The organism is Nostoc sp. MG11 (genome assembly GCF_014904695.1).
In the GTDB taxonomy this organism is placed as follows: Bacteria; Cyanobacteriota; Cyanobacteriia; order Cyanobacteriales; family Nostocaceae; genus Komarekiella.
Genome location: NZ_JACXXN010000004.1, coordinates 184,031 through 196,814, shown reverse-complemented (window position 1 = coordinate 196,814; position 12,784 = coordinate 184,031). Strand labels below are relative to the sequence as shown.

General features: G+C 38.3%; 10 protein-coding genes and 1 tRNA gene. 2 read left to right on the top strand and 9 right to left on the bottom strand.

Annotated features, from left to right (window positions below):
• Window positions 1-86 precede the first annotated feature (86 nt).
• From HCR01_RS08210 to HCR01_RS08175, 8 genes are all read right to left on the bottom strand, one after another.
• Complete coding sequence (locus HCR01_RS08210; RefSeq protein ID WP_226889201.1) at window positions 87-1,115, bottom strand: glycosyltransferase family 2 protein; 1,029 nt, start codon at window positions 1,113-1,115, stop codon at window positions 87-89.
• A gap of 34 nt (window positions 1,116-1,149) precedes the next feature.
• Complete coding sequence (locus tag HCR01_RS08205) at window positions 1,150-2,424, bottom strand: glycosyltransferase (protein WP_193195744.1); 1,275 nt, start codon at window positions 2,422-2,424, stop codon at window positions 1,150-1,152.
• Between the two features lie 307 nt (window positions 2,425-2,731).
• Window positions 2,732-4,003 carry a glycosyltransferase gene (locus HCR01_RS08200; RefSeq protein WP_193195743.1) on the bottom strand — a complete coding sequence of 424 codons (1,272 nt, stop codon included), beginning with the start codon at window positions 4,001-4,003 and terminating at the stop codon, window positions 2,732-2,734.
• Window positions 4,004-4,086: 83 nt separating this feature from the next.
• Window positions 4,087-5,586 (bottom strand): lipopolysaccharide biosynthesis protein, encoded by a 1,500-nt coding sequence (locus HCR01_RS08195; RefSeq protein WP_193195742.1) that lies wholly within the window; start codon window positions 5,584-5,586, stop codon window positions 4,087-4,089.
• Between the two features lie 818 nt (window positions 5,587-6,404).
• Complete coding sequence (locus HCR01_RS08190; RefSeq protein WP_193195741.1) at window positions 6,405-7,202, bottom strand: WecB/TagA/CpsF family glycosyltransferase; 798 nt, start codon at window positions 7,200-7,202, stop codon at window positions 6,405-6,407.
• A 518-nt stretch (window positions 7,203-7,720) separates the two neighbouring features.
• On the bottom strand, window positions 7,721-7,948 hold the full coding sequence (locus HCR01_RS08185; RefSeq protein ID WP_193195740.1) for a hypothetical protein: 228 nt from the start codon (window positions 7,946-7,948) through the stop codon (window positions 7,721-7,723).
• A gap of 271 nt (window positions 7,949-8,219) precedes the next feature.
• Window positions 8,220-8,303 (bottom strand) — tRNA-Leu (locus HCR01_RS08180).
• 287 nt (window positions 8,304-8,590) lie between these two features.
• Window positions 8,591-9,715, bottom strand: coding sequence for an alpha-hydroxy acid oxidase (locus HCR01_RS08175; RefSeq protein WP_193195739.1), 1,125 nt, complete (start codon window positions 9,713-9,715; stop codon window positions 8,591-8,593).
• Here HCR01_RS08175 and HCR01_RS39890 point away from each other — a divergent pair.
• A complete protein-coding gene (locus HCR01_RS39890; RefSeq protein ID WP_264299887.1) occupies window positions 9,714-9,848 on the top strand; it encodes a hypothetical protein in 135 nt (44 codons plus the stop codon). The two genes, HCR01_RS08175 and HCR01_RS39890, sit on opposite strands and share 2 nt — an antisense overlap.
• Window positions 9,849-10,459: 611 nt before the next feature.
• Entirely contained in the window at window positions 10,460-12,379 is a 1,920-nt protein-coding gene (locus HCR01_RS08170; protein WP_193195738.1) for a choice-of-anchor Q domain-containing protein, read from the top strand.
• 135 nt (window positions 12,380-12,514) lie between these two features.
• On the opposite strand, the gene HCR01_RS08165 is transcribed toward HCR01_RS08170, so the two are convergent.
• Window positions 12,515-12,778 carry a hypothetical protein gene (locus tag HCR01_RS08165; protein ID WP_193195903.1) on the bottom strand — a complete coding sequence of 88 codons (264 nt, stop codon included), beginning with the start codon at window positions 12,776-12,778 and terminating at the stop codon, window positions 12,515-12,517.
• Window positions 12,779-12,784: the final 6 nt, after the last annotated feature.

Sequence of the window (12,784 nt, the reverse complement as noted above, 5' to 3'; positions counted from 1 at the left end):
GCTTAGTAAAACTCTTTTGAATTGAGATACCAGTAATACCTAAATTTTTATAAATCTTACTTATCTTAAAGAATAAACAACAATCTTTATGATTGAATTTCATCCTTGTTTGTTCGTTTTGTTAAAGTACTTTTCAATTTAGCCAGATTTTCTTGTGCCCTGCGTCCAAACATTGTTCGTCCAAATATCGTTAGTATTAATCCCGACAGTATGTAAGTTCCCGACATTGGCAGAAATTGTAACAGACTAAGTGTATAACGTAAAGCTAAAAATCTTTGTCCTGCATCAACTGCCTTCCCTACTCTATTGACTTGTATGATTGACATTTTTAAGCCTATGGATTCACGATAGGCTTTGTATCCAAGACGTTGCTTTATGATTGTCCCCCATTTATTCTCAAAAATTTGAAAACCTGTTAAATTTGCTGACAAGTTACTTATAATTTGGTTTCCATGAAAATATCTGATAATTAATGGTTCAGTCACAGCAAGAAAATGGTTATTAGCTTTAGCTAGACTTAGCCACAAATCGTAATCTTGAAAACTAGGTAAGCTTTCATCAAAACCGCCGACATCTACTAAAGAAGAACGCTTGGATAGAAATAAGGATGTAGTAGAAGGTAACCATCCTCTTAATAAATTATTAAAAACATCCCCTTCGTGAGCAATCAAATTTGGTAGCTTTTTGCGTTGAACTGATTCATAATATTCATAGCCTAAACAATAAACGACCGTGGCATGAGGATCATCACTAGATTGGAGACGGGCTAACTGTAATTCTAATTTTTTCGGCAACCATTCATCATCACTATCTAAAAAAGCTACAAACTCTGCGCGTGCTAATTGTATGCCTTGGTTACGTGCGTGGCTTCCACCGCAATTTTTGCTCAAAGCGATATATCTAATTCTGGGATCTGCAAATTCATTGACAACTTCGGCTGTATTATCTGTAGAACCGTCATCGACAATAATTAGTTCAAAATTTGAGAATGTTTGTGCAAGTACGCTAGAAATTGCTCTAGGTAATAAGTTAGCTCGATTAAAGGTTGGTATAACAACACTAACAATGGGTTGATTTTGGAGTTGTATTTGCATGTTGTCTGAAAATTTCATCATTTGTACCTCCAAAAATAATTTATGTATGCTCTATTTAGATGTAGACTGAGGCTGTTAAAGCAGTTTTTTGTTCTGTATTTGTATGAGATATATTTTTATAAATTTCAACTAGTCTGTTATTCAGCTTATTAATATCGTAATGTTCTTCTACAAATGTCCGACCTGCTAAACCCATACTTGCCCAACTCTCTGGATGCTCGACTAAATAGCGGAGCTTGTCAGCTAAAGCATCCACATCCTTTTCAGGAACTAGAAAGCCTGATTTACCATCAAGCACACCATCAGGGATTCCATTATGCAATGTGGACAATACCGGTAATCCCATAGCCTGTGCCTCTTGTAAAACTAATCCCTGCCCTTCTTGATCCCCATTGAACGCAGTTACACTTGACAAAATAAAAATGTGGGAATCAGCATAAAGCTGGCATACTTCATCTTGTGTTTGCCATCCTAAAAATTTAACTTTATTTATGACTTTAAGTTCGATAACCAGTTTTTCCAGTGATTCCCGAAGAGGACCATCGCCAACAATTTGATATTCCAGATTAGAGTAATCTTTTAAAACACTTGCTATTGCCCTAATCGAATATTCAATACCTTTTTTTTCAACTAATCTTGCAACTGTAAGAATTTTTATAGCTTCATTAGGACAAAGTTGTCTTTTTTGAAAAGTATACTGTGAGAGGTCGAGACCAACAGGAAGCTTTACAAGCTTATCTACAGGGCAACCTAATTTTATAGCCTTGTTACCTGTGAAAGTTGTATTGGTAGTGTATAAATCCCCGATACTAAAAGTTAGCTTGTAAATTTCTTTATTGTACATTAGAGATTTTTCATTTACATCGTAACCATGAAATGTTGTGACTATATTTCCTTGAATAACACCAATTTCTCGTAATATTGAACCTTTAACACCATTAGGAGCAAAATGACAATGAATAATGTCATATACTGGTTTTTTCTCTAAGAATTTAGCAACAGCATAAAACAATGTTAATGATGCAGATATTTCTCCATATTTAAAAATATTAAGTGAACGCAGCATGACAATGGGATTACGCCAAAAATTCATAAACAGCAAGTTAAATGCTTTAAAACCTCGCCAAAGGCGATTGTTAGGTTTCCCCACATAGTACGTACGTTCCAAAAGACTATAATTTAATACATTGGAATGCATTTTTATAGTATCACCTGGTTGGTTTGCATAAATGTCTACTTCATGCCCACGATCAATTAAACCTGTTATCTGATTCAAAATAAAAGTTTCAGATAAAGTTGGAAATTGATTAACAAAAAAGGCAACTTTCATAACGCATATTCCACAATATAATGATAATGATAAGATAATCTAAAATATAGCTAGGAAAAATTAATCTACACAATATAAGATTTCAATATCATTTTTAAACTTACCTCAAAATTCTGAATATATAAAATCTTGATCGATCCGAGATGCATTAAGCTCAAAACAGCAGCATAAATCATTACCATAATTCATAAAAAATCAAAAAATTTTACAATAATACTTTTTCTTAAAAGACATTTGTGCCCATGTAAATGTTTAGGAAAGTTTTCATCATTTTTTATGAACTAAAACTCAATTTTGCATACATTATTTAGATGAAAGCTGAGGCTGTTAAAGCAGTTTTTTGTTCTGTGTTTGTATGAGATATATTTTTATAAATTTCAACTAGTTTGTCATTTAATTTATTAATGTCATAGTTTTCTTCTACAAATACTCGACCTGCTAAACCCATACTTGCCCAACTCTCTGGATGCTCGACTAAATAGTGTAGCTTCTCAGTTAAAGCATTCACATCCCTTTCAGGAACTAGAAAACCTGATTTACCATTTTCAATTAACTCAGGAATTCCACTATGATATGTGCTAACTACGGGTAAACCCATTGCTATTGCTTCTATTAAGACTATAGGAATGCCTTCTTGATCACCTTCCTGACTTGTTACGCTTGGGGCAAGTAAAACATGAGAGTTATCAAGTATTTTTACAACCTCTTGTTGTTGCTTCCAGCCCAGTAGCTTGATACTATCAATTAAATCCAGATCTTGAATTAATTGTTGTAAGTTTTCTCGTAAAAATCCGTCACCAACAATGTTATATTCAAGCTTCATTCCAGACTTTATAAGATTAGCAACTGCGCGGATACCATACTCTACTCCTTTTTTTTCAACTAGGCGGGCTATTGTTATTATTCGGACTATGCCATCTTGTGGCTGTTGACGTAAAGTGAATAAGAATTTACTACAGTCTATTCCCATTCTATGTATGACTAAATGATTATCATCACAACCTAGCTCAGCTAACTGAAACTTCATGTGTTTACTAATTGGACAGCAAAGGTCTCCTGTAGCAAATAAGTTTGCATAAACATTAGTTCCATATTTTTTAACATATTGTGACACATCATAACCATGAAATGCGGTAATTAGCTTTCCTTTAATAACATTAAATTCCTTAAGAAGGATTGCCTTGAGTCCATTAGTTCCAAAATGACAATGAATAATGTCATATACTCTTGGTTTATTTAGTAACTGAGCAACTGTATAGAACAATGTTAATGATGCTGCTAGTTTTTTGTACTTTAAAATATTTATTGAATGCAACAAAAGAATTGGATCTCGCCGAAAGTTTGGCAATAATTTAAATATTTTAATTACCCGCAAAATACGATTATCAGGTTTTCCAATATAGTGAGTATTAGCCAGAAGATTATATTTATCCACCTCGGGGTGTATTTTGGACATATCGCCTGGACGATCAGCATAAATATAAACTTCATGCCCACGATCAATTAATCCTGTTATTTGGTTTAAGATAAAAGTTTCAGACAAAGTTGGGAATTGATTAACAAAGAAGGCGATTTTCATGATGTATATCCTAATATATAGAATTAAAAAATAGTTTAATGTTTAGTAAAGTGAATCTCTCTAATAAACAGAAAGTTTAAATATCATTTTTTAAACTCACGCAAAAAGCTCAAATAAAAGTTTTTCATCTTAAATACATAAAACATTAATCCGAGATATACTAAGCTCATTACAGCAGCGTAAATAATCACTGTTGCCCAAATGGGTAGACTTGAGCTAATGCAAATCTTGATGCCAAGTATTGCTGCACCTGCTACTACCGATGATATAAATGTTTGCTTGACTGCTTCAAACACATCAAGCACTGTAATTGATGTGCCTCTAGTTGCATAGTAGATACAGGGAAATGCTTGTAAAAGCATAGCTATGGCGTAGGATAAAGCGACTCCAGATGCTTGATATGGTAAACCAATAAAAAATGATGTTACAAGCCAGGAAGAAGAGAATAAACCCCATTTGAACATGCGATCGCTTCTGCCTCTAGATATATACAGCCAACCAGTAGTGTTACAAAGTGGTTGAACTAATGCGGATATGGCTAATAATCGAAAGATGTTGCTGGCTCCCAGCCATTGAGAACCGAGAAGAAATCCAATAATATCTTCTGACGCTACGATCATAAAGATGATCGTTGGCGTGGTTAGAAAAGCAATTACTGAAATAGCTTTGAGGTAATAGTGACGAAATTGTTCTGGATCCTGTTGCAATCGACTTAAACTAGGGATAGCAACCGCGGTAATTGGTGCATTAATCTGGTTAATTGGCAGAACTAGCAATTGATAAGCTTTAGCGTATAAACCTAACTGTTGAGCGCCCCAATATTTTCCGATGAGAACATTGTCAAGATTTCGGGCAAAGTAATTAATAGTAGTGAAGCCGGTAAGATGTCCTCCAAAAGCCAACATTGAACCTATTCCTGATCGCCAAACAGGCAGTCCGGGACGCCAAGCACAGGCAATCCAGAGTCCTGTAACGCCCGCAAATCCTGAAACAAGTGGCAAAATCACTAGTGCCCAGTAGCCCAATCCATACCAAGCAGCAACTAGCGCAGCTAGAATGCCAATCACCATAGCGCGAACATCATTGAATACTAGCGCCTTGTATTGCATCTGGCGATTGAGCAAGGCGCTGTGCTGAACACTAAATCCACCAAAGATAATACCCACGGACAGCGCCAGGGTAATCCAAATCAAACGGGGTTCATTATAAAACCAAGCAATTCCAGGCGCGATTGCAGCAGTAATTAGCGCAGCTGTCAGGCTAAGTGCCACGTTCACCCAAAATAAGGTGCTAACTTGCTCATGATTAATCTCCTCCTTTTGGACAGTTGCCATTGACAACCCCAAATCTTTGAACAGACCGACAAATCCAATAACCGCAGTCACCATACCTATCAAGCCATAATCTTGTGGCGTAAGCAATCGAGCCAATACCACATTAGATACCAAGTTCAAGCTAAACTTCAAAACTTGGGCAACCATTGTGATCGCGCCGCCACGAACAGAACGGCCTTTAAGATCAGCTTTTAGATGATCTGTGCGGAAATACTTGTCGTTTTTGTCATTGGAAAAGAGATTTTTCATGAATATGGCTAAATTAGAGATGATTTCAGTCGCTATCAACTCAATAACGACGAGATGGAAAACCAACATGAGACAGTAGTCCCAGAGAACGCGGCAATTAAGATTAAAACAAGTGCAACTACTAAACAGAACCAACAAATAATGTGAATCTACTTAGTTAATATTGCTGAATGTAACTAATCTTGTTGAAATTTTACATGGTGGCTTTCAAATCATCTTGCCATAACTTTTTGGCAAATTGGCAGCAATTCAAAAAACTTTTATCAGAAAATATACCCACGTTCATAATCAATTTTGGAACAAAACTACCCATATATTTATATTTTCAGGCTTTAAGTGAGATGGAGGTGGAAAAAGCTGAGAAAAAATTTGTTAAGATTACGTAAAGTTTCGGTTATTTCTAAACAGGTTGCCACCTGCCTAGAAATACATTCTCACTGCTCATTCAGTACCTCTATAGAGAGCGAGTTCTACACTTCTCTTCAACTTGAAAGCATATAAACTGTTATAAAAAATTATTAATAACATCTTCTAGTGATGCTTTGAGAGAATTTAATAATAAAGATTTTGATACTATCAAACAAAGCAATATAACCTTTCAACAGGAAAGACTTGTTTTCAAGTTTATATTTGCGAAAGTAATATGTGCAAAGATAGTGATAATAGCGGGGGAAGTTTTATTCTCCCCCAGAAGGAAGAATGTCCAGATAGAGTCATTTTTTGTGTAATAGCTTTGCATGAAAAAATTTGTGTTATTTTACACCAACCCTGGAATACGTAAAAGCACTACACATTAAAATTACCAAAATAGAAATATCTCAATCTCCACTACTGTTTTGAAAGACTCCTGCAATACGACTAGATGACAACAGTTGCTTAGTAGCTAGCCACATGAAGGGTGGAATTGTTGTTGCATAGCGACCCCAAAGTCGACGTGGTTCTTGAATCCATCGATACAGCCATTCAAGCCCTAAGTCTCGAATCATGCGGGGTGCCCGTTTGTGAATTCCTGCGTACACTGGAAAAACTCCCCCTAATCCAAGCATTACAGCCTGAATCTTACCTTTATGCTGAGCCATCCAATTTTCTTGTTTTGGACATCCTAGGGATACTAGTACAACACTAGCACCACTATAATTAATTTTTTTAATCAGAGCTTCGTCTTCAATTTCTGTCATAGGACGAAAAGGTAGAGGTTCCATTGCTGCAATTTTCAGCTGAGGAAATTCCTTCTCTAATCTTTTTCGCATTTTAGAAAGAATTTCCGTTTGAGAACCTACAAAGAAAACACTAAGATTTTGAGTTTGAGCTAGCTGGCACAATGCCAGAAAAATATCCATCCCTGCGACACGATCTTGGTAACGCGCTCCCATTTTTCGCATCATCCACACGAGAGGCATACCATCAGGAGTAACTAGGTCTGCATTTCGTAGTACACTGGCAAATTCTGGATTATAGTGAGCCTCCATGAGCATGTGTACATTGGCTACACACACAGTCTTACTCTCACGGGTACTCGCCCACTTCAATATTGTTTGTATCTGGTCGTCAAAACGTAAAGCAGTAATAGGGAAATCAAGCACCTTTTTTGTAGGTAGAAACACTCTTCCCACCATAAATAACTCCTTGTGTTCAAGAAAAGAATCTATAGATTACCCATACCATTCCGAATATAGAAAAAGGTCAGCTTAGATGGTTTCTGACTTTTGTCGGCTTGTTTCATAGTCGGAAGTTAACACATGGAGATGCAGTTACTTTGGCAGTAGATTTTTTGCTTCTCCGGTAATAGTATAATTATTTGTCACTGTATCGTACTTTACTGGTTTAACCAAGGGATTTCAGACACGGATTGACAAAATTCATACTTACTTCATAATTATTTTTCAGTTAGTTCATGCAAGCATTACAATTACCATAAACTACTATAGATGTATATTTTCGTAGATTCATATTTACACGTAAAAATAATCACTTTGCTTGGTAAAATTTCAGAAAAACAATCTGCTAATCTGCTGATTTTGATACGTAAGTATGTGCTTAAGCAGTTCAATTTAAATTACTTTAAAAAAAAATAGATAGTGTACTTTTTATATATTGTTAAATTTATAACAGATATAAACACATATTATAAAATTCATAAATATTTTTTTCTTATGATAAATAAGCCAAAAAATCGGGGGAAGATAAACTTATCTTTCCCCCGATTTGTATTGTTTATATTGTTTTCTGGTTTATTACCTTCCTTGAGTTTTTGCCGTAGCATTTGCCTTTGCTTTTTGAGTTGCCGTTTTCTTGCAGAACCGCCTCTACCTTTATCGTTTCTACCTTCTTTTCGAGGAGATTCCCATCTTTTTAGTCGCATAATGTTTGCATTCTCTTAGATAGTTGCTGTTTGTAGTTAATAGTTGCTCTCAAATAACATGTGTACATCTTCGGTAACATTAAATTACTAATATTACAGGAATATATTGTCTATACATACTCAAAGTATAGCACGATCACAACAAATAATTCTTGATAGCAAAAACTATCTATGATACATAAGATAAGATATCTAGTATTCTTTAGTTACACAGTCTCTAATACGAGAGTGCATCTTGACTACAAACCCTTGTTACCAAGGTTTTTAACAGTGGGCAGGAGGAGAATCGAACTCCTATGACCGCAAAGTCGCCACATTTTGAGTGTGGTGCGTCTACCAGTTTCGCCACCCGCCCTTAATACTTAACTTTATTATTATAGCCTATTTGGTGATTTTACAAAAAAAATTGCTTCTTATTCTATAAATTTTGCTGGATAACAGTTTTTCAATTAATCTTAAAACTATAGTAGTCTGCTTAATCACCCTTTTGACAAGAATTTTCAAACTTTGAGTTGGGCGATACCTGCGCCAAACACTCCCGTGACGCTGGTTCTGACGCTTGAGTACTTGCTAAAGCTGCGAAGACAGCAGTCGTCTGGGTTGGGCGCTACTTCCTCTTTATAAGTATTTACTTCTGCCTTCTTAGCTTAGAGATTGACTAAATTTTACGAAGCTAGAGTCTATATCTTGTAGTTTGGCACAACCACTCAGTGCCATTGCCACATTTAACTCATCTTGTAGCAGCGAGATCACGTGAGATACACCTACTTGTCCTGCTACCGCCAATCCCCACAAAATCGGTCGCCCGATTAATACTGCTTTTGCTCCCAGTGCTATAGCTTTGATAATGTCTGTACCCCGGCGGATACCTCCATCCAATAGAACTTCTGCTTTACCATCCGCTGCTGCTACTATTTCAGCTAGTACATCTAAAGAGGCGATCGCACCATCAAGTTGTCTGCCACCATGATTAGAAACAATAATTGCTCTAGCTCCAGACTCCACAGCACGCACAGCATCATCATCCCGTAAAATTCCTTTGAGTACCAAAGGTAATGGAGATATGGACTGCAACCATTCTAAGTCGCGCCAAGTTACCGCTGGGTTGAGCTGTTGGGCAAAGTAGGTAAATAACCCAGATTCCCCTGTTTCATGAGAAATATCTAGCCCTGAAATAGTTGCGAGATTAGCTAAATGCAAGTCTGGTGGTAAGGCAAACTCGTTACGCTGATCTCGCTCTCGTTGTCCAAGCACAGGAGCATCTACCGTCAGACAAAGTGCTTTATAACCTGCGGCGTAAGCCCTTTCTACTAAAGCACGAGTCAAGCCTCTATCTTTGTGAATGTAAAGCTGAAACCACTGCAAGGCATTTTGTTTGTAACCTACAGTGGCTACTTCTTCCATACTCTTTGTCGCCATTGTACTTAACACCATACCCACACCTGCTGATGCCGCAGCTATTGCTGTTGCAACTTCCCCATCTGCATGAGCCAGACATTGAAAAGCCATCGGTGCAATTAATAGAGGTAGTTGCACAGGTTGTCCTAAAATAGAGGTGCTCAGATTGCGATCGCTGACATCAACTAACATCCGAGGTCGCAGCTTGACTCGCTCAAACGCAGCCCGATTATCGCGCAACGTGATTTCGTCCCAAGCGCCGCTACTGTAGTAATCAAGTGTCATCTGAGATAGATGCTCTTTTGCTAGTTTTTCATACTCGAAGAGGTTAATGGGTTTAAAGCGAGAGTCATTTGGTACAACTGTCATGGTGGCGGTTGTGGTTAAGCAATGGAGTGTTTTTTTATCTGACCAGAGTTATGATAAATTGCTTTGGAGCGGTGCGATCGCACTAAAATCTGATAAAGATCTGGGTGTTGCTAAACTGGGATATGAAATTTAAAAATCAAGTATTCTAAACTCTTACTCTCTGCGTGAGGTAAATTCATATTCTCAATCAGCAACGCCAAAAAATCTTACTCCTAACTCTTAACCTTCTGCCATGACTCTGGATAGGTGCAACTACAAACCTATTAATTCCCTAGATTCAAAATCAGTAAGTTGTTGGGCGATCGCTATTTACCAAAAATTTACAGTAGCTTTATCCAATTAGCTAAAATATCAAGTAAAAATAAACTCTTACAAAATTTTTTACATCAAGCTAGTATGTGTATAGAATAGTTTGTGAATGCTTATATTAAGCATAAGTAAATCTTTTGAGTTATCTGTAAAATTAGTCAGTACTTTACCTTGGACTTTGAGAATTCAAAGTTTGAATTGGGTGGTAGCAAAACTCCATCCCCTATCGGTTGCTTACCTGAACAATTGCTGTAACTAATTTTTCATACACCTTAATGAAGCACTGTTTCCAGTAGCTCAATTATTCATGATGTTTGACAAAACTCACTCCTGAGTACTAAGCGCTCGCTAGAAAAATGCTTCAGACTCGAACCGCCACAAGCGCAAGTTTTTGGCGAAATACCTCTGCGAAAAAATAGGAGTCACATCATCAAAATGTCAACATTTAGCGTTACTAACACTAATGACAGTGGCAGTGGTTCTCTGCGGCAGGCAATCCTGGATGCCAATTCCTTGGTAGGAAAAAACATCATCAACTTTAACGGCGTGTTCGCCGACAACATCACTGATGTCATCACCCTTGCTGGTAGTAGTTTGAGTATCACAGACGACCTCATTATTGACGGCACAAGAGCAAATTGGCTGACTGTCAGTGGTAACAATGCTAGCCGTGTATTTGAAATTAGCAGTGGTATCACTGTGGATATTGAAGGGCTGACTATTGCCAATGGTTATAATTCTTTTGTGGATACAGGGGGCGGTGGTATTCTCAACGCTGGCACTCTCACGCTTAATAACAGCAATATTAGTAGCAATTCAGTAGATTACCAAGGCGGTGGTATCTATAATTCTGGCAACCTCACGGTGAAGAATAGCACCATCAGCAACAATAATTCCGGAGGATTCGCAGGCGGCGGGGGTATCTTCAACACTGGCACTCTCACACTTAACAACAGTACTATTAGTGGCAACGGAGGAGGCTATGATCGCTATGGCGACGGTAGTGGCGGCATCTACAACTCTGGCGACGCAACAGTAAACAACAGTAGTATCAGCAATAACACTGCCAGGTTCGGCGGTGGCATCTACAACTCTGGCAGTTTGAAACTGAACAAGAGTACCATCAGTGGTAATGGGTCAGAGGTCGCAAGTGGCCTGTTCAATACTGGCATCGCAACAGTTACCAGCACCGTCAGCGACAATTATGCAGATGGCAGCAGCGGTGGTATCTTTAACGATGGCACTTTGACTCTGATCAGCAGCACTGTCAACAACAACTCAGCAATTTTTGGCGGCGGCATCTCGAACAATGGTACTTTGACAGTGAGCAACAGTACCATCAGCAGTAATGCTGGTGGTGGTATCTACAATGATCGTACTGCGATCGTGAGCAATACCACCATTAGCAGCAACTCCAACCGTGGTATCTACAATAACGGTACTTTGACAGTGCTCAACAGTACCATCGCGCTCAACAACGTTTCCAATTCCGATTACCCCGATGGGGAAAACGCTGGTGGTGGTATATACAACTCTAGCTCTGACTCTGCCACAGTAAAAAACAGCATTGTTGCTGGTAACGTTAAAATTATTTATGGCAATGAGCAAAGTACCTCTGATTCTGATGTAGTAGGTAACTTCATCAGCAACGGCTTTAATCTCATCGGTAGTCTCAATGGCAGCACCGGCTTTAATACTAGCGAACAGCTAAACGTTGCCATCACAGAGGTTTTAGACACCACGTTGCGAGACAATGGTGGCCCAGTCAAAACCCACGCTCTCATCACAGGTAGCTCCGCCATCAATGGGGGCAAAAACGCAGATGTGTCTAATGATACTACGAATTTAGATAGTGACGGCAATACCACTGAACAAATACCCTTTGACCAGCGCGGTTCTGGCTTTGCTCGTATTTCTGGCGATAGAGTAGACATCGGTGCGTTTGAGGCGGTAGTAAATGTAATTAATGGCATGCCTAGGCGCAATATTCTCAAGGGTACTGCTGCCAATGATATTATTACTGGCTACCAAGGAAGAGATATCCTTACGGGTGGGAAAGGTGCAGACTCGTTTGTTTATACAAGTATCCGAGATTTAGGAGATACGATCGCTGACTTTGAAGCTGGCACAGATAAGATTGTTCTGAGGCAACTTTTTCGGAGTTTCGGTCTAGGCAACCTGAACTCTGCAAGTGCAATTTCCGGGGGCTACTTGCGTTTTGAAACTCAAGGAAACGATACTATCGTCTTGTTTGATCCAGATGGTTCAGATGGTCGGAGTCGTGCTGTCAATTTGATGACCGTCAGTAAGGTATCTGCTACTGCTATGAATAGCGCCAATAATTTTGCAGTTTAATGCCTGTTTAGACATTGCGTCAGTCGTAGCAGTATAAAAGGAAGTCAGGAGTCAGAATATACTTTCTTTTTCCTGACTCCTAATTCTCCCTTCAACAAAAAATAATATTTTTGAACCTAAATTTTGCACTGTACCTTAAGCTACTTCCCGCAATTGCGACGGCATACTCACCTCTGGAAACGAAAGCGAGAGTTGTTCGGCTTGAGGAACCGCAGCTTGCTCTAACACCGTTACTTCTATATTTACACTCACCAAATAACTGCCTGTATCAGCATCAACCGCTTCGGCTATTAATTTGGCAATCTCTGGGCGTTTGGCAGTTAGCGGATCACGTAAAATACAACGATCCCATTCGTGCTTAGCAGTCGGATTGAGGTTGAGAATGTAATGCTTGATCATAGGACT

Bases quoted from the DNA above. Each gene is read 5' to 3' on its own strand.
- HCR01_RS39890 (WP_264299887.1), top strand. From the start codon at position 9,714: ATGGTGGCGGTTGTGGTTAAGCAATGGAGTGTTTTTTTATCTGACCAG.
- HCR01_RS08190 (WP_193195741.1), bottom strand. From the start codon at position 7,202: ATGGTGGGAAGAGTGTTTCTACCTACAAAAAAGGTGCTTGATTTCCCT.
- HCR01_RS08205 (WP_193195744.1), bottom strand. From the start codon at position 2,424: ATGAAAGTTGCCTTTTTTGTTAATCAATTTCCAACTTTATCTGAAACT.
- HCR01_RS08165 (WP_193195903.1), bottom strand. From the start codon at position 12,778: ATGATCAAGCATTACATTCTCAACCTCAATCCGACTGCTAAGCACGAA.
- HCR01_RS08200 (WP_193195743.1), bottom strand. From the start codon at position 4,003: ATGAAAATCGCCTTCTTTGTTAATCAATTCCCAACTTTGTCTGAAACT.
- HCR01_RS08210 (WP_226889201.1), bottom strand. From the start codon at position 1,115: ATGATGAAATTTTCAGACAACATGCAAATACAACTCCAAAATCAACCC.
- HCR01_RS08175 (WP_193195739.1), bottom strand. From the start codon at position 9,715: ATGACAGTTGTACCAAATGACTCTCGCTTTAAACCCATTAACCTCTTC.
- HCR01_RS08195 (WP_193195742.1), bottom strand. From the start codon at position 5,586: ATGAAAAATCTCTTTTCCAATGACAAAAACGACAAGTATTTCCGCACA.
- HCR01_RS08185 (WP_193195740.1), bottom strand. From the start codon at position 7,948: ATGCGACTAAAAAGATGGGAATCTCCTCGAAAAGAAGGTAGAAACGAT.
- HCR01_RS08170 (WP_193195738.1), top strand. From the start codon at position 10,460: ATGTCAACATTTAGCGTTACTAACACTAATGACAGTGGCAGTGGTTCT.